At 60.6% G+C, this 19527-nt stretch carries 20 protein-coding genes; 17 read left to right on the forward strand and 3 right to left on the reverse strand.

What is annotated here, in order from left to right; translation table 11 throughout:
- Positions 1-157: 157 nt before the first annotated feature.
- The 15 genes from CFBP5499_RS24665 to chrA all read left to right on the forward strand — a co-directional run bounded on the left by CFBP5499_RS24665 (position 158) and on the right by chrA (position 15134).
- On the forward strand, positions 158-1051 hold the full coding sequence (locus CFBP5499_RS24665) for a lytic transglycosylase domain-containing protein (RefSeq protein ID WP_080827705.1): 894 nt from the start codon (positions 158-160) through the stop codon (positions 1049-1051).
- A 167-nt stretch (positions 1052-1218) separates the two neighbouring features.
- Entirely contained in the window at positions 1219-1632 is a 414-nt protein-coding gene (locus CFBP5499_RS24670; RefSeq protein ID WP_175416885.1) for a hypothetical protein, read from the forward strand.
- A gap of 206 nt (positions 1633-1838) precedes the next feature.
- Positions 1839-2819, forward strand: a complete 981-nt coding sequence (locus tag CFBP5499_RS24675) for a 3'-5' exonuclease (RefSeq protein ID WP_080827703.1) — start codon at positions 1839-1841, stop codon at positions 2817-2819.
- A gap of 225 nt (positions 2820-3044) precedes the next feature.
- A complete protein-coding gene (locus tag CFBP5499_RS24680; RefSeq protein ID WP_080827702.1) occupies positions 3045-4130 on the forward strand; it encodes an ABC transporter ATP-binding protein in 1086 nt (361 codons plus the stop codon).
- A gap of 30 nt (positions 4131-4160) precedes the next feature.
- Positions 4161-5450: an ABC transporter substrate-binding protein gene (locus CFBP5499_RS24685; RefSeq protein WP_080827701.1), complete on the forward strand. Its 1290-nt coding sequence runs from the start codon at positions 4161-4163 to the stop codon at positions 5448-5450.
- A gap of 189 nt (positions 5451-5639) precedes the next feature.
- Complete coding sequence (locus CFBP5499_RS24690; RefSeq protein WP_137066283.1) at positions 5640-6794, forward strand: IS4 family transposase; 1155 nt, start codon at positions 5640-5642, stop codon at positions 6792-6794.
- A gap of 171 nt (positions 6795-6965) precedes the next feature.
- Positions 6966-7877 (forward strand): ABC transporter permease, encoded by a 912-nt coding sequence (locus CFBP5499_RS24695; RefSeq protein WP_080827700.1) that lies wholly within the window; start codon positions 6966-6968, stop codon positions 7875-7877.
- A 3-nt stretch (positions 7878-7880) separates the two neighbouring features.
- Entirely contained in the window at positions 7881-8699 is an 819-nt protein-coding gene (locus tag CFBP5499_RS24700) for an ABC transporter permease (protein ID WP_080827699.1), read from the forward strand.
- Between the two features lie 11 nt (positions 8700-8710).
- Positions 8711-9454: an aspartate/glutamate racemase family protein gene (locus tag CFBP5499_RS24705; protein WP_080827698.1), complete on the forward strand. Its 744-nt coding sequence runs from the start codon at positions 8711-8713 to the stop codon at positions 9452-9454.
- A gap of 150 nt (positions 9455-9604) precedes the next feature.
- A complete protein-coding gene (locus tag CFBP5499_RS24710; RefSeq protein WP_080827697.1) occupies positions 9605-10147 on the forward strand; it encodes an RNA polymerase sigma factor in 543 nt (180 codons plus the stop codon).
- Positions 10144-10584 (forward strand): hypothetical protein, encoded by a 441-nt coding sequence (locus CFBP5499_RS24715; protein WP_080827696.1) that lies wholly within the window; start codon positions 10144-10146, stop codon positions 10582-10584. Before CFBP5499_RS24710 ends, CFBP5499_RS24715 begins: the two co-directional genes overlap by 4 nt.
- Positions 10581-11030 (forward strand): periplasmic heavy metal sensor, encoded by a 450-nt coding sequence (locus CFBP5499_RS24720; RefSeq protein WP_080827695.1) that lies wholly within the window; start codon positions 10581-10583, stop codon positions 11028-11030. The genes CFBP5499_RS24715 and CFBP5499_RS24720 overlap by 4 nt, the downstream gene beginning before the upstream one ends.
- A 76-nt stretch (positions 11031-11106) precedes the next feature.
- On the forward strand, positions 11107-12588 hold the full coding sequence (locus tag CFBP5499_RS24725; RefSeq protein ID WP_080827694.1) for a DUF1800 domain-containing protein: 1482 nt from the start codon (positions 11107-11109) through the stop codon (positions 12586-12588).
- Positions 12589-12590: 2 nt separating this feature from the next.
- The gene (locus tag CFBP5499_RS24730) at positions 12591-13814 is read left to right on the forward strand and encodes a DUF1501 domain-containing protein (protein WP_080827693.1); all 1224 of its coding nucleotides are present in this window, start codon (positions 12591-12593) and stop codon (positions 13812-13814) included.
- Between the two features lie 90 nt (positions 13815-13904).
- Positions 13905-15134: a chromate efflux transporter gene (gene chrA, locus CFBP5499_RS24735; RefSeq protein WP_175416886.1), complete on the forward strand. Its 1230-nt coding sequence runs from the start codon at positions 13905-13907 to the stop codon at positions 15132-15134.
- Positions 15135-15143: 9 nt separating this feature from the next.
- On the opposite strand, the gene CFBP5499_RS24740 is transcribed toward chrA, so the two are convergent.
- Positions 15144-16022, reverse strand: coding sequence for a LysR substrate-binding domain-containing protein (locus CFBP5499_RS24740; protein WP_006311937.1), 879 nt, complete (start codon positions 16020-16022; stop codon positions 15144-15146).
- Between the two features lie 134 nt (positions 16023-16156).
- Between CFBP5499_RS24740 and ampC the strand changes: the two genes are divergently transcribed.
- Positions 16157-17314 (forward strand): class C beta-lactamase, encoded by a 1158-nt coding sequence (gene ampC, locus CFBP5499_RS24745; protein ID WP_080827691.1) that lies wholly within the window; start codon positions 16157-16159, stop codon positions 17312-17314.
- 257 nt (positions 17315-17571) lie between these two features.
- Positions 17572-18894, forward strand: a complete 1323-nt coding sequence (locus CFBP5499_RS24750; protein ID WP_080827690.1) for a solute carrier family 23 protein — start codon at positions 17572-17574, stop codon at positions 18892-18894.
- 48 nt (positions 18895-18942) lie between these two features.
- Here the strand turns inward: CFBP5499_RS24750 and CFBP5499_RS24755 are convergent, their stop codons facing one another.
- Positions 18943-19326: a type II toxin-antitoxin system VapC family toxin gene (locus tag CFBP5499_RS24755; protein WP_080827689.1), complete on the reverse strand. Its 384-nt coding sequence runs from the start codon at positions 19324-19326 to the stop codon at positions 18943-18945.
- A complete protein-coding gene (locus CFBP5499_RS24760) occupies positions 19323-19523 on the reverse strand; it encodes a type II toxin-antitoxin system VapB family antitoxin (RefSeq protein ID WP_080827688.1) in 201 nt (66 codons plus the stop codon). The genes CFBP5499_RS24755 and CFBP5499_RS24760 overlap by 4 nt, the downstream gene beginning before the upstream one ends.
- Between the last annotated feature and the right edge of the window lie 4 nt (positions 19524-19527).

The following is a 19527-nucleotide window of genomic DNA, read 5'->3' on the forward strand; positions in this document are numbered from 1 at the left end:
AGCATGACGTCGGCGTGATCGGTTTGGCTCTTTTTCGGTGTTCGATATGTGATGACAAGCCCGAAAGCTGGGCATATCTTCCCAATTGAGCGATAATCAGCACATCGCGTTTGGAATTTTCGGGGACGCTCGTTTGGCGGAGATATCGACAGGCCGTTTGGCTCTTGCCTTCTGTTTGCTGGCGGTAACCTTCGGCGCGGCGGAAGCCGAAGAGCCCGTCCAGAAAAAGACTGCCTGCGCCTATACCCATGATATCGCGCCGGAACTGTGCATCAATGCCGGCAGTTACAATAATGATCTTTGCCGCGCCATCGAGGTTCTCGCCGCCCGACACGCCGTTCCGCCTGACTATTTCGCCCGGTTGATCTGGCGGGAAAGCCTGTTCCGGGCCAGTGCCGTTAGCCCGAAAGGGGCGGAGGGCATTGCCCAGTTCATGCCCGGCACGGCGCGGCTGCGTGGTCTTGAGGACAGTTTCAACATTATCGCCGCCCTTGAGGCCTCATCGCGTTACCTGTCGGAACTGAATGTGCAGTTCGGCAATTTCGGCCTCGCCGCCGCAGCCTATAATGCGGGGGAGGCGGGCCTGCGGAGTTTCATCGCCACCGGCCGCCTGCCGACGGAGACCCGCGACTATGTATTTGCGATCACCGGATATCCCGTGGAAAACTGGAAGGACAATCCGCCGGAAAAGGCGGCGCCAGCGCTGGATGACAGTCGCTCCTTTCTTGATGCCTGCGTGCGTCTGGCCGATACCCGCACCATGAACGATCCCGTCCTTATTGCCTCTGCCGACTGGGCGCCCTGGGGCGTGCAGCTTGCCGCGCATTATAATCCCGGTGTAGCTAACCGGCTTTTCACCCGCGCGATATTGCGGCTTTCGGAACCGCTGAATGCCGAACGAGCCCTGATCGTGCGGCAGCGGGGCGGAAATTTCGGTTCGCGGCCGCGTTATGCCGCCCGCATCGGCCGCGAGACCCGCACCGAGGCCAACACGCTGTGTGGCGAGATCAGGCGGGCAGGAGTTCCCTGCACAGTGTTCAGCAACCGTTAGCAGCGGCGAGTGCCGGACCGATATTACTCTCTCTGCAGGCGCATCGATCATAACAAGTTGATCGGCTTTGCGGCCGTCTCATCTTTCCGGGCGGCATGATCGTTCATAGATTTACCGCCAATGGTGGCCAACAGGGGTCGGCTGCAGGTGTGGGGAATGTTCTGGAAATGAAGTGGTTTGAAACCGGATGTCTGGCGGCCGTTATGGTCATCGTTGCGGCGTGCACCAGCACCGGGGAGACGGAGATTTCCCGCACGGTTGCGGGTTTCGTGGGGCGACCGCGTGAGGCCGCAATTGCCCGGCTTGGCCGCCCGAACAAGGTAATCATCGAAAACGGCGAAACCGAATCCTACTGGCTGAAGGTCGATGTGGAGACCTATGCCGGGCTTAGCAACCGGCGGGAAGTCAGGACCGTGGACGGGCAGGCACAGATTTCGGAAACCGAGGGCATGAAGATCAAGGAACATCGCCGCGACTGTATCATCAAGATCACTGCCGATGCCGCCTCCACCATCAAAACGAGCGAGATCATCGGCAATCCCGCCAATTGCGAAGACCTTCTCAGTCGTCCGGCTTCCTGAGGCGGTTCGTCGCAACCGCCCCGGTTAGCGGATGTCTCAAAGCTCCATCTTGATGGCCAGCATATTTTCGGTGGCCTTCGTCCGTTCGCGCGTGCGGGAAATATCCCGTTCCTGTGGATGATGGTGAGCGCTGTTGTTACTGTGAGCCTCTGCGCATATGTTGGAGTACTGAATCTTGATTTCCGGGCACGGCGGACACGCGCATAATGACCTCCCAGTTGGATTTTTTTGCCCCCGCGGCCGCGCGGCTTCCTCAGGCTGAAAGGGGACGAAAGTCGGTTGGTCGCGAAGTGACGCCAAAGACCGGCATGGATAACGAAGCAGTTGCCGCGCATCTTGAAGCAACCGGCAATTATCGTGTTCTGCGCAGGCTGCAGCCGCGTCCTGTCGTCGATCGGCCAAGGCCGGAATTTCCGCGTCAGGGCGTGATCCTCGATACGGAAACGACGGGCCTTGATCATCGTACCGATGAGATCATCGAAGTCGGCGTTATCACCTTCACCTTCGATGACCAGGGTGCGATCGGCGATGTCACCGGCATCTATGGCGGATTGCGGCAGCCGGGTATTGCCATTCCCGAAGACATCACTCGCCTGACGGGGATTACCGACGAGATGGTGGCCGGACAGTCGATCGACATGGCGCGGCTGACCTCTCTCATTGCCCATGCCGATCTGATCATCGCCCATAATGCCGGCTTTGATCGTCCATTCTGCGAGGCCTTCTCGCCGATCTTCCGTAACAAAGCCTGGGCCTGTTCCGTTTCGGAAATTGACTGGCAGGTGCGTGGTTTCGAAGGCAACAAGCTCGGTTATCTGATCGGGCAATCAGGCTATTTCCATGACGGCCATCGCGCGGTGGATGATTGTTTCGCCCTCCTGGAGGTGCTGGAACAAACCCGCCCCGGCCAGAAGACCACGCCTTTTGCCGAGCTTTATGAAGCAAGCGGGCGTTCACGGGTGCGGATTTACGCGGAAAACAGCCCTTTCGACATGAAGGATCATCTGAAGAAGCGTGGGTATCGCTGGTCCGATGGTTCCGATGGCCGGCCGAAATCCTGGTGGGTGGAACTGCCGGAAGAGAAGCTGGAAGAGGAACTGCATTTCCTGCGCACCGAAATCTACCGCTGGGATGCCGATCCAACCGTCAAACATCTCACGGCCTTCGACCGCTTCAGGGCGGGATAGGGAGGCGGTTTCCGGTCGCTGCCGCGACAGGTGTTTGCCCGCGGAGAATATCTACAATCCGGCGCTAGATTGAATACAATTTTGCCAATCGATCGAAAACAATCGCTGCAAATTTAAGCAGCCGGTTGAATAGCGACGCGGCCTCTTTAAAAACTCCGTTTTATATCAATGGCTAAGCCAGTTGGCACGCCTCCTGCATGACAAAGATGTCGCAGGAGAGTGTTCATGAGCAAAGCCGCAGCAATCGACATCGCGTCCGTATCCAAGATTTACGGCACCACCACGGCCGTGCATGCGATCAGTCTCAAGATACCGGCGGGAAGCTATTGCTGCCTGCTTGGCCCCTCGGGCTGCGGCAAGACCTCAACGCTCAGAATGATTGCCGGCCACGAGAGCATTTCCAGCGGCGATATCAGGCTCGGCAATGTGGTGGTTACCGATCTGCCGCCGGCGCGGCGCGGCACGGCGATGATGTTCCAGTCCTACGCCCTGTTTCCGCATCTCGATCTCGTCGACAATGTCGCCTTCAGCCTCAAGATGAAGGGTGCGGACAAGGAAACTCGCCGGGCAAAGGCGCTTGAGATGTTGCAGCTGATGCAGCTCGAACCCTATGCCAGCCGCCGTCCGGCCCAGCTTTCGGGCGGGCAGCAGCAGCGCGTCGCACTGGCGCGGGCGCTGATTACCGATCCCGAGGCGCTGTTGCTGGATGAGCCGCTTTCGGCGCTCGATCCCTTTCTCAAGATCCGCATGCGCGCCGAGCTGAAGAAGTTGCAGACCTCGCTCGGCATCACCTTCGTGCACGTCACGCACAGCCAGGAAGAGGCGATGGCGCTTGCCGATATCGTCGTTGTCATGAATGACGGCCGCATCGAGCAGGCAGCCACACCGCGTGAGGTGTTCGAGCGCCCGGCCACCGCTTTCGTTGCCCGTTTCATGGGGGATCATAACGTCATCTCCGGCCGCTATCGCGAAAAATCGGGTGATCTCGTGACGCTTGAAGTGGCGGGCGGCGGCACATTTATCTCCAGCGGCACGGCCCCGGATGACGGTGCGGTCGATATTGCCGTGCGCACCGACCGCGTGCGCGTCGGCGAGGCGGAGCAGCCGGGCCTCGGTTTCACCGGCATCGTCTCGAATGTCGAATATCGCGGTGCGAGCGTGAAGATCGCCGTGACGGGCGCGGGCATAGAGGATTTCAACGTCATCCTCAGCGATGCCGCCTTCTTCGAAAACCCGGTCAGGACCGGTGACGCCATACCGCTTTCATGGAATGCGGCCGATGCCATCGTGCTCGGCCGGGTAGAGAAGTGACCCCAATAATAACCAGAGGAGAACTTTGAAATGACCGATACCATCAACAACAAGAAGGGCCTGTCCCGCCGCGGCCTTCTGAAGGCAGGCGCGGCCGCGACAGGTGCGGCGATCGGCTCCGGCCTCATCACCGGCTTCCCCACCATCTGGGCGCAGAACCCCATCACCATCCGCCAGTTCGGCACCGGTGTGTCGAACCTCAACGCCATCGCCGAAAAGTGCAAGGCCGATCTCGGCATCACGCTCGAGATGACCGCGACGGATTCGGATGCAGCCGCCCAGCGCGCCGTAACCCAGCCGAATTCCTACGACATCGCCGATATCGAATACTGGATCCTGAAGAAGGTCTATCCCGCCGGCGTCATCCAGCCGATGGAAATCAAGAAGCTCAAATATTACGACAAGATCGTGCCGCTGTTCAAAAACGGCAAGCTGACGCCGGACAGCGTCGTGGCGCAGGGCACCGCGCCGCACACGGTCGGTTTCGTCGAAAAGCCCGGTGATAAAAAGTTCGCCAAGGGCGAGACCGATTATTTCACCATGGTCCCGACCATCTACAACGCCGATACGCTCGGCATCCGTCCCGATCTCGTCGGTCGCGATATCACCAGCTGGGCCGATATCATGGACCCCAAGTTCAAGGGCAAGGCCTCGATCCTCAACATTCCCTCCATCGGCATCATGGATGCGGCGATGATCATGGAAGCCATGGGCAACATCAAATATGCCGACAAGGGCAACATGACCAAGGCGGAGATCGACAAGACCATCGACTTCCTCATCAAGGCGAAGAAGGACGGCCAGTTCCGTGCGTTCTGGAAAAGCTTCGATGAAAGCGTCAACCTCATGGCATCGGGCGAAGTGATCATCCAGTCCATGTGGTCGCCGGCCGTCGCAGCGGTCCGCTCCAAGGGCATCGCCTGCAAATACCAGCCGCTGAAGGAAGGTTATCGCTCATGGGGCGGCGGTCTTGGTCTCGCCAAGCACCTCTCCGGTGCGAAGCTCGACGCGGCCTATGAATATATCAACTGGTACACGTCCGGCTGGGTCGGTGCCTATCTCAACCGTCAGGGTTATTATTCCGCCGCCATGGAAACGGCCAAGGAACACATGTCCGCCGACGAGTGGGGTTACTGGGTGGAAGGCAAGCCCGCGCAGGGCGATATCATCGCGCCCGATGGCAAGGTCATGGAGAAGGCCGGTGCCGTGCGCGATGGCGGCTCTTTCGAGGAGCGCATGGGCAAGGTCGCCTGCTGGAACTCCGTCATGGACGAAGACCGCTACATGGTCCGCCGCTGGAACGAATTCATCGCCGCTTGATAACGTGCACGAACAGGATCGGCGGCAAAGGTCGCCGATCTTGACAGCAACAGAGCCTCTAAACTCTCCGTCATCCTCGGGCTTGACCCACTGCTGTCCGGTTTAAATTTGTAGACATGGCGCACGGTGTTGATTCTACTCGTATTCGAACGTTTGGCGACGATCTCGGACACGAACAGGAAAAACACCGTGCGGCACTACAATAGCGTATTCCACGATCTGTTGAAGCGGGTGGCTTGGAGCAGGTTCGACAGGCTTGTGGATGAGCATGGCGCCGACAAGCATGTGCGCCGGCTGTCAACGAAGAGCCAGTTCATCGCCCTGCTTTACGGCCAGTTGTCCGGAGCCGTCAGTCTGCGCGAGATCGTCGGCGGCCTCGAAAGCCATGCCGCGCGGCTTTATCACGTCGGTGGAAGGCCGGTGTCGCGCTCGACGCTGTGCGATGCCAATGCACGGCGCTCAAGCGAGGTCTTTGCCGGTCTGTTTCGCGAGATGGTCGCCCGCGCGGGCCGCGGGTTGCGCCGGTCGGTGTCGGAGGCCACCTATCTCATCGACGCGACCGGCGTTCGGCTGAGCGGGGCCGGGTGCGACTGGGCACGGTTTTCCCATCAGGCCTGCGGCGCCAAGGTTCATGTCGTCTACGACGCCGATGCCGAGCGACCGATCTATGCGGCGGTCACGCCCGCCAATGTCAACGACATCACAGCCGCCAAGGCCATGCCGATCGCGGCGGGTGCGACCTATGTGTTCGATCTTGGCTATTATGATTTCGGCTGGTGGGCGGCGCTCGACAAGGCCGGCTGCCGCATCGTCACGCGGTTCAAGTCCCATACGAAGCTGACCGTAACAAGCCAGCAAGCTGTCAGCGGCGATGGCATCGTCCTCTTCGATCGCATCGGGCTTCTGCCCGCCCGCATGGCGGCAAGCCGCCGCAATCGGTTTGGCGACCCCGTGCGGGAGATCACAGTCAGGACGCAGACGGGCAAGGTGCTGCGACTGCTGACCAACGATCTCGACGCGCCCGCACAGGAGATCGCCGATCTCTACAAACGGCGCTGGGCGATCGAACTGTTCTTTCGCTGGGTCAAGCAGACGCTGAGGATCCGGCATTTCCTTGGCAACAGCGAGAACGCCGTGCGCATCCAGATCGCCGTGGCGCTCATCGCCTATCTATTGTTGCGCATGGCGCAGGCAGACCAGAAACTCGTCCAAAGCCCACTGGCATTCGCACGCCTGGTGCGCGCCAATCTTATGCATCGCCGAAGAACCGACAGCCTCACAAGGCCGCCACCAGCTAAAACCGCCGATCCAAGACAGATGACACTTCTCGGAATGGAAATTTAAACCGGACAGCAGTGGGCTTGACCCGAGGATCTAACGACCCACCACATCAAACGTGGTTGGATCCTCGGGACAAGCCCGAGGATGACGTCGCGTTTGAAGAGAGCTTTGCCTGACACACTACCCGGCGCGAAAGCTGCCGGTACTTCTGCAAATCCAGCGAAAGGCTCCACCATGGTGACGGTCAGACTCATCGGCGTCAGCGAGAAGAAGGACAGACCGGTGCGCAGCTTCGCGCTGCCGCAAAAGCTCGTATCCTATGTTCAGGCCCTGCCGCTTTTCCTGATCCTCGGCTTTTTCCTGGCCCTGCCGATCCTCATGATCGCCGTCGTCAGCTTCTGGGATTACGACTTCGCCCAGATGTATCCCGATTTTGTCACCTTCAATTATCTAGAGACGCTCGGCTCCTGGGTTACCTGGCAGACCTATCTCAACACGCTGAAATACGCCGCCATCGTCTGGGCGATCACGCTGTTCTGCGGTTTCTGGGTTGCCTATTTCCTCGCCTTCCACATTCGCACCACCACCATGCAGATGGCGCTGTTCCTCGTCTGCACCGTGCCGTTCCTGACATCGAATATCATCCGCATGATTTCGTGGATTCCTGTTCTCGGGCGAAACGGTCTGGTCAACAGCGCGCTGGTCGGCACCGGCATCATTCCAGAACCGGTCGAGTGGCTGCTTTATTCCGATTTCGCCGTGGTGCTGGCCATGGTGCATCTTTATACGCTGTTCATGGTCACGCCGATCTTCAACACGCTGATGCGCATCGACAAATCGCTGATCGAGGCGGCGCGTGACGCCGGTGCAACGGGGTGGCAGACACTCTGCAATGTCATCATTCCGCTCGCCAAGCCCGGCATGGCCATCGGCAGCATCTTCGTCGTGACGCTGGTCATGGCCGATTTCTCCACCGTTCAGGTCATGTCCGGCGGCCAGAGCGCCTCGGTGGCGCTGATGATGAAGAACCAGATGTCGCTTCTGCAATATCCGGCGGCGGCCGCCAACGCCGTCATCCTGCTCATCCTCGTTCTTCTGATGGTCGCGGGCATCCTGCGCATCGTCGATATCCGCAAGGAGCTTTGATCCATGCATCAGGAAAAACGCGGCCGCGAATTCTACATTCTCGCGTTCTTTTTCGTTCTCTTCGTGCTGTTTTTGTATGGCCCGCTATCGGCCATCCTGATCCTTGCCTTTCAGGGGCCAAATGGCGGATTGACCTTTCCGCTGAACGGCGTTTCGCTGCACTGGTTCGGCAATCTGTTCGAGCAGCAGGCGGTCGGCGATTTCGGCGGCTCGTTCCGCCGCTCCTTCGGGCTTGGGCTGATGGTCATGGCCGTCACCGTCCTCGTCTCGCTGCTGGCAGGCCTTGCCTTCCGCCGCAAATTCATCGGTGCGACGCCGCTCTTTTACCTGTCTGTCGCCAGTCTGGTGGTGCCGTCGATCATCATATCGCTTGGGATTGGTGTTCTTTTCCAGCAGCTTGGGCTGGAACCTTCATGGTATACATCAGCTTTCGGCGCGCATCTCACCTGGACGCTTCCCTTCGGCGTGCTCATCATGCTCGCGGTCTTCAACCGCTTCTCGCCTTCCTATGAGGAGGCGGCCCGCGATCTCGGCGCGTCCTCCTGGCAGACCTTCGCCCATGTGGTGCTGCCGATGATCGCGCCCAGCCTGATCGGCGTCGGCCTTTTCGGCTTCACGCTTTCTTATGACGAGTTCGCCCGCACGCTGATGACAGCGGGCACCTACAACACGCTGCCGTTGGAAATCTACGGCATGACCACCAATGTCACGACGCCGGTGCTTTATGCGCTGGGTGCCGTCACGACGCTGTTTTCCCTTCTGGTGATTGCGGCCACGCTTGGCCTGATCGTCACCCTCAACCGCCGCCATTCACGCGGATAAAGAAACGTCCAATGCGCATCCTCGTCGTCAATCCCAATACCACGCAATCCATGACCGCAACGATCGCTGACGCCGCCATGCGGGTGGTCGGCCGGGATACGGAAATTCTCGGCGTGACATCCTCCATGGGGCCCGTCTCCATCGAAGGTTATTATGACGAGGTTTTTGCCGTGCCCGGCCTGCTGCTGGAACTTGCGAAGGCTCCGGCGCTCGGCGTTGACGCGGCCGTCATCGCCTGTTTCGACGATACCGGGCTCGATGCGGCGCGGGCGCTTTGCGATATACCCGTCATCGGCCTCTGCGAGGCGGCGGTCTCCGCCACCGCCTTCATCGCGCAGAAATTCACCGTCGTCACGACGATGGAGCGTTCACGGTTGCCGCTCGAACATCTCGTTTATCGTTACGGCATGTCCGCCCGCTGCAATGTGCGCGCCGCCGATATTCCGGTCCTGTCGCTTGAGGACCCCGCTTCGAATGCGCGGGAGAGGCTGCGGCAGGAGATTGCGCTGGCGCTTGCGGAGGATCGGGCGGAGGCGATCGTTCTCGGCTGCGCCGGCATGGCAGACCTGACCGCCGAGCTGCGCGCCGAATTTGGCGTGCCTGTCATCGATGGTGTCGCAGCCGCCGTCAAACAGGCGGAATCGCTTGTTTCCATGGGGCTTTCCACCGCCAAAAGCGGCGCTTATGCCACGCCGGTCGCCAAGCCCTATCACGGCCTGCTGGAGGCATTCCAGCCGGACCGCATGACGGTGTGAATCCGCCTTCATCGTTGCTGAAAAAATTTCAAAACTCCGCGACGGATTTTCGCGCCTTTCCCCGTTAAAGTCGAAAATCGCGTGTAAAGCGTCATTTATCGACATTCCTTGTCCGGCTTTGCAGGACCGCAACGGAGATTCGACCGAAGCATGGTGAGCGACCCCGATGCAAAGCTCGTGGCAGATGTCGCGGCCGGAGATATCAGGGCGATGCGGGCACTGGTCGAGGCAAAGTTGCCGAGGATCATGGCGCTGGCAAGCCGCATGCTGGGTGATCCGGTCGAGGCGGAGGATGTTGCGCAGGAAACCTTTCTGCGGATATGGAAACACGCGGGAACATGGCGGCAGGGCGCTGCGCGGTTTGATACGTGGATACACCGCGTGGCGCTGAACCTGTGTTATGACCGGCTGAGGAAGCGCCGTGAAGTATCCGTCGCCCAGCCGTCCGACCTCGTCGATGCGCGTATGTCGTCGGAGACTGCTGGAGTTGATATGGACGAAGGCGAGGCCGTGGGGCGAGCGCTGTCCCTTCTTCCCGAGCGGCAAAGGGAGGCGATCATTCTGGTCTATTATCAGGAAATGTCGAACCGGGAGGCCGCCGACATCATGCATGTCAGCGTCGACGCACTGGAAAGTCTTCTGTCGCGTGGGCGCAGAGCGTTGCAGAAAATCTTGAACGAGGATGAGACATGAGCGGGTCGATGGAAGACGGCATGGATGGGCAGGCATTTTCCGCCCTCGTTTCGGCATATGGCGCCGATCCAAAACGCTGGCCCGAGGATCGTCGCGCGAAAGCCGAGCTTTATTCTAAAACAGCCGAGGGCCAGCGTCTGCTCAGCGACGCGGCGCAGCTGGACCGCGCCCTGGCTGCTTTCCGGCCCAAGGCCGCACCCTCCGCCGCCCTTCAGGGACGAATTCTCGCGGAAGGCACATCCCGGCTGTCACGCCACCGGCGGTTCGTCCGTTTCGGGCTTGGTGCCGGCATGGTCGGCATCAGCCTTGCGGGTGCCCTGACCGGTGCTGTCGCCGTCATCAATCTCACCCCGCCGCCGTCCTTCTCGTTCGGCGACAATCTGACGGCATTCGGAAATTTGCAAAGTGAAAACGAGTTGGCTGAGGACGCGAAATGACCGATCAGAATTTCCGCTGGATTGTCGTTGTGCTACTCGTCGTCAATACATTCCTCGTCTGCGCCCTTGCCGGTGCCGGTTTCGTCTATCTGCGCAACGATACCGCAGCTTCCACTTCAAGGATGCCGCTGGCCGGCGAGCAACTGCCAAAGGCGGAGCGGGAGGCCTTTCGCCAGGCGCTCGGCGATGCACGCAAACCCATGCGCGAGACCTCGGCCGAGGCGCGGCAGGCCCGCATCGAGGCTGCTTCGCTGATGGGCGCCAACGATCTGGATACAAAAGCGTTATCCGACGCGCTGGAGCGCGCCCGCATGGCGGAATATGCGGTCCGTGCCGCAGTCGAGCTACAGGCCGTGGAATTCGCCCGCACGCTGTCGCTCGATGCAAGACGACGCCTCGCGGAAGGTCTGCTCTCCCGCGAGGCGCCAAAGCCTGCCACGAAATGATCACAATTCGGCGGCGACGGATTTGCGATATCCACGCCGTTAAAGGGCCGATAACGAAACGGAGTTCGTATCGGCCATGTCAAATACGACGCCCAATTCCAGGCAAGTGGATGCTGCGCTGTGCCTCTGGCGCTTCGGCCTGGGAGCCCGGCAGGGAGACCTGCAGGCAATTGCGGATGATCCACGCGATCTCTTGCGGTCAGAAGTAACCGAGCACGCCGTCCCAATCCCTGTTGGCCCCCAATTGCACTCGAGCGCCGATCTCATGGTCTCGCTCATCGCCTTCAACAAGCAGGTGAAAGCCGAACGTGAGAAGCCGGCGGTGACGGCCGTTTCCGTGGACAAGGCGATGGCGGGCCCGGATAACAAGACGGGCATGGGCGGTATGGCAGTCGCGCCAACCATACAGAAAGACAAACCGGCCGAAGCGGCCAATAAGAGACCCTATCTGCCACAGCAGATATTGCTGGCAGAGGTCGATGCGCGGTTCAATGGCACCATCCGCCAGCCTCTGATCGGCTTTGGCGAACGTCTAGCGATGTTCTGGGCAAACCACTTCTCCGTCGCCGTCGGTAAGGGGGGCGATGTGCACATGCTCGCCGGCGCCTTCGAGCGTGAGGCGATCCGCCCGCATATATTCGGCAATTTCGAGGACATGCTGCTTGCCGTGGAAACCCATCCGGCCATGCTGTTTTTTCTCGACAACCAGCAGTCGATCGGTCCCAACTCACCGGCCAACAAAAACGGCAAGCGCGGCCTGAACGAAAATCTGGCCCGCGAGATCATGGAACTTCACACGCTGGGAGTTGATGGCGGTTACAATCAGTCTGACGTGACGGAGCTTGCCCGCATCATCACCGGTTGGACCGTTTACCGCGACGAGAACAAGCCGGGGCCGGTCGGGCGCTTCAGTTTCAATGCCAACAGCCACGAGCCGGGTGATCATGCGGTGATGGGCATCACCTATGCCGATGCAGGCGTGGAGCAGGGTAGGCGGGCGCTGCGCGATCTCGCCCATCACCCATCCACCGCCCGTCACCTTGCCTTCAAGCTGGCGCGGCACTTCGTCAGCGACCAGCCGCCTGTGGCGCTGGTGGCAAAGATCGCCGCTGCCTACACCAAATCCCACGGTGACCTCGCCGCCACCTATCTCGCCGTGCTGGATGCCGAGGAGGCCTGGGATCCCGCTCTGAAGAAGCTGAGGCCGCCGCTCGATTTCGTCACCGCCATGCTGCGCAGCAGCGACGTCAAGCCGAAACCCGAACAGATTGTTTCGGTGCTGAAGGCGCTTGGGCAACCCTTCTGGGACCCATCCGGTCCCAACGGGTTTTCCGACGTGACGGACAGTTGGGGTTCCTCCGAGGGGCTTGCGACGCGGATCGATGCCGCGAGCCTTTTTGCCCATCAGGTCGCAGGCGGCATCGACCCCCGAGATTTCGTGGCCGATCGGTTTGGCCCGCTTCTCACGCGCGAGACCGCACAGGCTGTCCAGCGTGCGGAAACAAAGCCGCAGGGCCTGACCATCGCTTTCCTTTCCCCCGAATTCCAGAGGCGCTAACCATGCTGTGCGAAGATTTCTCCCCCACCCGCCGCGCCGTTCTCGGTGCAACCGGCGCTCTTTTTGCCTGGGCTTTCATGCCGCGTTTTGCCCATGCGGCCTCAGGGCGCGATCCGCGTTTCGTGACGATCATCCTGCGTGGCGCGCTTGACGGGCTGACTGCCGCTCCACCGGTCGGCGATCCCGATTACGAAGCGCTAAGGCAGCAATTGACGCTGCGAACGGAAGGCGAAAACCCGGCATTGGCGCTGGATGGATATTTCGCGCTGCATCCTTCGCTGCGCAATTTCCAGCGGCTCTACCGCAAGGGTGAGGCGGCCGTGGTGCATGCCAGCGCCACCGGTTATCGTGACCGGTCCCACTTTGACGGACAGGATGTGCTCGAATCCGGTTTTGCGACACCCGGCCATGTCGAAAGCGGCTGGCTCAACCGGCTGCTGGAGCAGATGCCGGCGGGAGAAACGATCAATCCCGCCGCCGGCGACCGGGTAAGCGGGCTTGCCATCGGGGCCAGCGCACCACTCGTCATTCGTGGCAAGGCACCGATCCTCGGATGGGCGCCTTCGGTGCTCAGACCCGCCGATGGCGATCTCGCCCCCCGGCTTGCCGATCTCTATGGCCAGACGGACCCGATGCTCGCCGCCCTGTTGGCGGAAGGTGTGGAGACCGGCAGGATCGCATCGGGTGTCGACATCAAGGCGCGCGGTGGCCCCGGTGATCCGCAGGGAATGGAGCAGATGGCGCGTGGCGCGGCACGGCTGATTGCCCATCCGGAAGGCCCCCGTGTGGCAGCGCTCGCCTTCGAGGGCTGGGATACCCATGCGCAGGAGGTCGATCGCCTCGCCAAGCTCTTGTCCGGTCTCGATAATGCCCTTGCGGCTTTCGAACAGGAGCTGGGGCCGGTCTGGAAGGATACGGTGATCCTCGTGGCGACGGAATTTGGCCGCACCGCACGCATCAACGGCACAGAAGGGACAGATCACGGCACCGCCACCACCGCCTTTCTGGCCGGTGGCAGCATCCGCGGCGGCCGTGTTATCGCCGATTGGCCGGGCCTGAAGGAAGCGCAACTGCGTGACGGCCGCGACCTTGCCGCGACCACCGATCTACGCGCCGTCATCAAAGGGCTCGCCATCGATCATCTTGGCGCAAGCGCCGGAACCCTGGACAAGCTTGTGTTTCCCGGATCTGATCTCATCCGTCCCCTGAAGGGCCTGATCGCCTGAGACCTGGTCGTCTTGGGGACGGGCCCTTCATGTTCCTGTTGCAATAGTGTCTGATATCCACCCAGTGCCGACGAGTCGCCGCGGCACGGTATGGAGAGAGACGTGGCATCGCAGGAACGTGAAGGTAAAAGAGCGCCGCAGGGCACGCCAAGCGAGGTTTTCGCAGCCTTCCTGAAGCTCGGGGTCACCTCCTTCGGCGGCCCCATCGCCCATCTCGGTTATTTCCGCGACGAACTGGTCGTGCGGCGCAAATGGATCGACGAGGCTGGTTATGCCGATCTCGTGGCGCTCTGCCAGTTTCTGCCCGGCCCGGCCTCCAGCCAGGTGGGGTTTGCGCTGGGGCTGCTCAGGGCAGGGCCGCTCGGTGCACTGGCGGCTTGGGCGGCATTCACTTTGCCATCGGCCATTCTCCTCGTTCTTTTCGCCATGGTCGCCGCTTCGATCGAAGGGCCGGTCGGCACCGGTCTGTTGCACGGATTGAAGATCGTCGCCGTCGCCGTGGTGGCGCAGGCCGTGTGGGGCATGGCGAAAAGCCTTGCTCCGGATCGTCAGCGTGCCAGCATTGCGCTTGCCGGCATCGTCTGCGTGGTGTTCGTCGCGGGCGCCTTCGGGCAGGTTCTGGCGCTTGGCCTTGGCGCATTCGCCGGGCTTGTCTTCTGTCGCTCCGGTGCCGTGGGACAGGCCACTCACCTGAGCTTCCGGGTGTCGAAAAGCGTCGGATATGGTGCACTTGCCACCTTCGCCCTGCTTCTCGGCTTTCTGCCGTTGCTTTCGGCAGAGGCGTCGTCACAGGGCATCTCCCTGTTTGACGCTTTTTATCGCGCCGGCGCGCTCGTTTTCGGCGGCGGTCATGTGGTGCTGCCGCTGCTGCAATCGGAAGTCGTCGCGACCGGCTGGGTCACGAAAGACGCTTTTATTGCCGGTTATGGCGCGACGCAGGCGGTGCCCGGCCCGCTCTTCACCTTCGCCGCCTATATCGGTGCGGTGGTGGGCCCGCAGCCTAACGGCATTGTGGGTGCGGCGATCGCTCTTGTCGCGATCTTCCTGCCGGGCATGCTGCTGCTCGTCGGCGCTCTTCCCTTATGGGAAGGTTTCCGCAAACACCTGACGGTGCAGGCCGCCATGCGCGGGGCAAACGCCGCCGTCGTCGGCATTCTCGGTGCCGCCCTTTATGATCCGGTGTGGACGAGCGCGATCTTCACGCCGAAGGATTTTACCCTTGCGCTAACCGGCTTCATCCTGCTGACGGTGTGGAAAACGCCGCCATGGGCCGTGGTCCTGCTCTGCGCAGTCGGCGGCGTTCTGCTCGCCTTGCTGTGATAGTGGCGGTCACGCCGTCCCGATGGTCTCGAACAGCCAGTCGGAAAAGGCCTGCATGGCTGATGTCTGCGGTTTCGATTGCAGGCGGGTCAGCCAGTAGCTTCCAAGCGAGATGGTGACGGGAAAGGGCTGCATGACCGCGCCCGACGCCAGATGCCGCGAAAACATCGATGGCGGCGCGAGCGCCACGCCCAGCCCCTGAAGCGCCGCTTCCATCATGCCGAGCGACGTGTCGAAGACGATACCGGCATTCACCTGCGCCGCCGGTGAAACGCCCGCCGCGGCAAACCATGTGCTCCACTCATCGGCGCGATAGCTGCGCAGCAATGTTGCATCCATCAGGTCGGCGGGCTCTTTCAGCATTTCCGCCAGTTTCGGCGTGCAGAGCGGCGAAAGCGGCGCCTCGAACAGCCGGAAGGCATCGGTGCCATGCCAGGAGCCCTGGCCGAAACGAATGGCGAAATCCAACCCCTCCGCCGCCATGTCCACCCGGTTGTTGTTGGTGGAAACCCTGACATCGATAAACGGATGCCGCTTTTGAAATGCCGCCAGCCGTGGCAGCAGCCAGCCGACGGCGAAGGTGCCCACGACGCCAAGAAACAGCAATTCGCGCACCTGTCCGGCCTCGATCCGGTCGAGCGTCGTCGCCATCTGGTCGAAGGAACTGGTCACCGTTGGCAACAGGGCCTCACCTTCGGCGGTGATCTTCAAGCCGCGCGGAAGCCGCTGGAAAAGGGCCACACCGAGCCGCTTTTCCAGCCCTTTCACCTGTTGGCTCACAGCCGCCTGCGTCACGCAGAGTTCAATGGCCGCGCGGGTGAAGCTCAGGTGCCGGGCGGACGCCTCGAAGGCTCGCAGACCGTTTAAGGGAAGAAATTGCCGAACCATTCAAGACCTAGATTTTCTTGTGTCTCCTCCGAGATATCATGGTTTGTTCGTGCAATGTAGGGCGGTTAAACGTCTTTTCGCTGGGGATGGCGGACACGCCGAAAATCCACCTGAGGTTTTGGAGAACGCGAAAGATGAAATTTAATCGCAGACATATCGCACTGGCTGCCCTGGTCTCGACGGGCCTCGTCACGCAGGCTTCTGCCGCCGATGACGCCAGGCTGAAAGCGATAACGGATGCCGCAATCAAACCCGTCATGGAGAAAAACGGCATTCCGGGTCTGGCCGTCGGTATCAGCATCAACGGCGAAAACCATATCTTCACCTATGGCGTCCTCTCCAGGAGCACGGAAAAGCCCGTCACCCCGCAGACGCTGTTCGAACTCGGCTCCATCTCCAAGACCTTCACGGTCACCCTCAGCACCTATGCGGAACTGAATGGCCAGCTGTCACTGTCCGGTAAGGTCAGCGACTATCTTCCATCCATGAAGGGAAGACCTTTCGGCGATGTCGCGCTGATGCATCTCGGCACCCATACCGCCGGTGGCTTTCCCATTCAGGTGCCTGACAAGGTGAAGACGGAACAGCAGCTGATGGCCTATCTCAGGGCCTGGAAACCCTCATATAAGGCCGGCACCCACAGAAGTTATGCCAATCCCAGCATCGGCATGCTCGGCTATATCACCGCAAAGGCGATGGGGCAGGGGTTCGATGACGCCATGCAGGACACGCTTTTTCCCGCGCTTGGGCTGAAGAACACCTTCACCGTGGTGCCCAAGGCGAAGATGGATGATTATGCGCAGGGCTATAAAAGAAACGGCGAACCGGCCCGCGTAACACCGGCCGTTCTTTCCTCGGAAGCCTATGGCGTCAAATCGACGGCGGAGGACATGATCCGCTTCGTTAACGCAAATATGGGTCTGGAGAAGTTGGACGGAAAAATCCAGCAGGCCGTCACTAATACCCATACGGGATATTTCAGCGTCGGCGCCATGACACAGGACATGGTCTGGGAACAATATTCCCATCCGGCACCGCTGAAGACACTGAGGGACCTGAATGCCGGCGCCCTCCTGAAGACGGTGCCGGTTTCCGAAATATCACCACCGATGAAACCGCGCGCGGACGTCTTCATCAACAAGACCGGCTCCACCAATGGTTTCGGCGCTTATGTGGCGTTCGTACCCAGGGAGAAATTGGGCATCGTCATTCTGGCCAATAAAAACTATCCCAATGAGGAGCGGGTCTCTGCCGCTTATGAGATTTTGACGGCGCTCGAAAAGGCGGAATAACGCGATACGCCCTTTCGATGTCTTTGTTTTGGCGCTGGAGATGATTGCTCCTGCGCCAAAACGCGTAACGGTGGGAAACGATCCTATCCCCATGACAGCGGCCGGCAATCGCGCTAACCGGGAAAAGATGCGCCGGCAACCGATTCGGTCTCGGGCGACGGGCGCAAATCACAAAGAGCAGATCTTTTTTGCACGGCTACGAACCGGGACGGGAAAGCCCGGAAGATGCATGCCGGGCACTTCCTGGGGGGACGACGATGAGCGATACAGGTGGTTATTTTCCTCGCTGGCGGCTGAAAACCGAAGGGCGCATCATGCCGGACGAGCGTTTGCCCGCCGGGCAAACAGCGGTGCTTGGGTTGCAGCATGTGGTGGCCATGTTCGGTTCCACCGTTCTTGCGCCGCTGATCATGGGCTTCGATCCCAACGTCTCCATTCTGTTTTCTGGCATCTCGACGCTGATCTTCTTCATCGCCGTCGGCGGGCGTGTGCCGAGCTATCTCGGTTCGTCCTTTGCTTTCATCGGTCCCGTGCTGGTGGCGACGGGGGCGGCCGCGGGTGCGGCCAGCCCTAATATCGCGCTGGCACTCGGCGGCATCATCGCGGCCGGCGTGCTTTATGCGCTGATCGGCGTCATCGTTATGATTGTCGGCCATAACTGGATCGAAAAACTGATGCCGCCGGTTCTGACCGGCGCTATCGTCGCCGCAATCGGTCTCGTGCTCGCACCCATTGCGATCGCAAGCGCCTCAGGCACCGGTCCGGGCAATCCCGATGGCGACCAGCTGTCGCGCTGGATTGCGATTTTGACGGTGATGTCGGTCGGTGCGATCGCTGTCTATGCGCCCGGCATGGCGCGTCGGCTGCCCATTCTTCTCGGCGGCGCGATTGCCTATCTCGCCTATGTCGTGCTCGCAAACGGCTACGGTCTCGGCAAGCCCGTCGATTTTGCAGGCGTTGCGGCTGCATCCTGGTTCGGATTGCCGACCTTCACCACGCCGGTGTTTTCCGCACCCGCGATTGCCCTGATCGCCCCGGTCGTCGTCATTCTGGTCGCGGAAAATCTCGGGCATATCAAGGCGATCGGTGCGATGACCGGCCGCAATCTCGATCCCTATCTCGGCCGCGCCTTTATCGGTGACGGCATCGCGACGATCTTTTCCGGCGCCTTCGGCGGCACCGGCATGACAACCTACGCCGAAAACATGGGCGTCATGGCGATCACCCGCATCTTCTCGACGCTCGTCTTTGTCGTCGCGGCGCTGGTCGCCATCATCCTCGGCTTCTCACCGAAATTCGGCGCACTCATCCAGACGATACCGGGACCGGTCATCGGCGGCCTGTCGGTGGTGGTCTTCGGCCTGATCGCGGCGACCGCAGGGCGCATCTGGGTGGAAAACAAGGTGGATTTCTCCGAACCGCGCAACCTCATCACCGTGGGCATCGCGCTGGTTCTGGGTGCCGGCAACTTCAAGCTCAATGTCGCCGGCTTCACGCTGGATGGCATCGGCACGGCGACAATCGGTGCGATTGTCTTTTACCATCTACTGGGTCTCGGCAAAGCGGCGCAGGGCAAGTGACGCTGAGGGACAAAGCAATAGGTTGAGAGGGCAGGCGTAGTCGGTCGGCTAGTGAGGATTGCTAGCAGCCATGTGGACCGAGGCGCCCGCCTTCTGAGCCGCAGCCAACAATCGTTTGTCTCTTGTCCACAAGCTCACGCGCCGGTCGAGAAGCGTGGAAGCCAATAGGTGCGCATCCGTATAGCCAATTCCCATGCTGAATATTGAATAACGGTCGATGAAAGTCATGACTTCATCATGAGTTGCAACCACTGTTTCACGCTGTGCCTGCAGAAACCCTATCACGGCCTCGCGGTCTCGAAGACTTCCCAGCGCAAGTTCACCGATAATGAACGGATGGCAAAGCAGCCTGTCATTCTCGATGATCTCACGTAATTCCACGTTCCTTTGGCGAAAATGATCAATCCACACTGACGTGTCAACGAGGATCACTTGTTGACGTCACTTCGCTGGCGAGGGGCCGCTTCGGCCTCAGGCATGGAGCCGCCGAGAGCAATCAATCGCTTGCCAGACTCGACACGCACAAGTGTCTCCAGTGCCTGGCGGACAAGGGCTGCGGTCTCTTTCGTGCCGGTCAAAGATTTGGCCCGTTCCATGAGCTTGTCATCGAGATTGATGGTGGATCGCATTGAT

The sequence above is a fragment of the Agrobacterium tumefaciens genome (assembly GCF_005221325.1).
Lineage (GTDB): Bacteria > Pseudomonadota > Alphaproteobacteria > Rhizobiales > Rhizobiaceae > Agrobacterium.

What these genes read in the sequence shown, in the direction of transcription:
- CFBP5499_RS24670 (WP_175416885.1), top strand. Translation starts at nt 1,219, where the DNA reads ATGAAGTGGTTTGAAACCGGATGTCTGGCGGCCGTTATGGTCATCGTT.
- CFBP5499_RS24675 (WP_080827703.1), top strand. Translation starts at nt 1,839, where the DNA reads ATGACCTCCCAGTTGGATTTTTTTGCCCCCGCGGCCGCGCGGCTTCCT.
- CFBP5499_RS24680 (WP_080827702.1), top strand. Translation starts at nt 3,045, where the DNA reads ATGAGCAAAGCCGCAGCAATCGACATCGCGTCCGTATCCAAGATTTAC.
- CFBP5499_RS24685 (WP_080827701.1), top strand. Translation starts at nt 4,161, where the DNA reads ATGACCGATACCATCAACAACAAGAAGGGCCTGTCCCGCCGCGGCCTT.
- CFBP5499_RS24695 (WP_080827700.1), top strand. Translation starts at nt 6,966, where the DNA reads ATGGTGACGGTCAGACTCATCGGCGTCAGCGAGAAGAAGGACAGACCG.
- CFBP5499_RS24700 (WP_080827699.1), top strand. Translation starts at nt 7,881, where the DNA reads ATGCATCAGGAAAAACGCGGCCGCGAATTCTACATTCTCGCGTTCTTT.
- CFBP5499_RS24705 (WP_080827698.1), top strand. Translation starts at nt 8,711, where the DNA reads ATGCGCATCCTCGTCGTCAATCCCAATACCACGCAATCCATGACCGCA.
- CFBP5499_RS24710 (WP_080827697.1), top strand. Translation starts at nt 9,605, where the DNA reads ATGGTGAGCGACCCCGATGCAAAGCTCGTGGCAGATGTCGCGGCCGGA.
- CFBP5499_RS24715 (WP_080827696.1), top strand. Translation starts at nt 10,144, where the DNA reads ATGAGCGGGTCGATGGAAGACGGCATGGATGGGCAGGCATTTTCCGCC.
- CFBP5499_RS24720 (WP_080827695.1), top strand. Translation starts at nt 10,581, where the DNA reads ATGACCGATCAGAATTTCCGCTGGATTGTCGTTGTGCTACTCGTCGTC.
- CFBP5499_RS24725 (WP_080827694.1), top strand. Translation starts at nt 11,107, where the DNA reads ATGTCAAATACGACGCCCAATTCCAGGCAAGTGGATGCTGCGCTGTGC.
- CFBP5499_RS24730 (WP_080827693.1), top strand. Translation starts at nt 12,591, where the DNA reads ATGCTGTGCGAAGATTTCTCCCCCACCCGCCGCGCCGTTCTCGGTGCA.
- chrA (WP_175416886.1), top strand. Translation starts at nt 13,905, where the DNA reads ATGGAGAGAGACGTGGCATCGCAGGAACGTGAAGGTAAAAGAGCGCCG.
- CFBP5499_RS24740 (WP_006311937.1), bottom strand. Translation starts at nt 16,022, where the DNA reads ATGGTTCGGCAATTTCTTCCCTTAAACGGTCTGCGAGCCTTCGAGGCG.
- ampC (WP_080827691.1), top strand. Translation starts at nt 16,157, where the DNA reads ATGAAATTTAATCGCAGACATATCGCACTGGCTGCCCTGGTCTCGACG.
- CFBP5499_RS24750 (WP_080827690.1), top strand. Translation starts at nt 17,572, where the DNA reads ATGAGCGATACAGGTGGTTATTTTCCTCGCTGGCGGCTGAAAACCGAA.
- CFBP5499_RS24760 (WP_080827688.1), bottom strand. Translation starts at nt 19,523, where the DNA reads ATGCGATCCACCATCAATCTCGATGACAAGCTCATGGAACGGGCCAAA.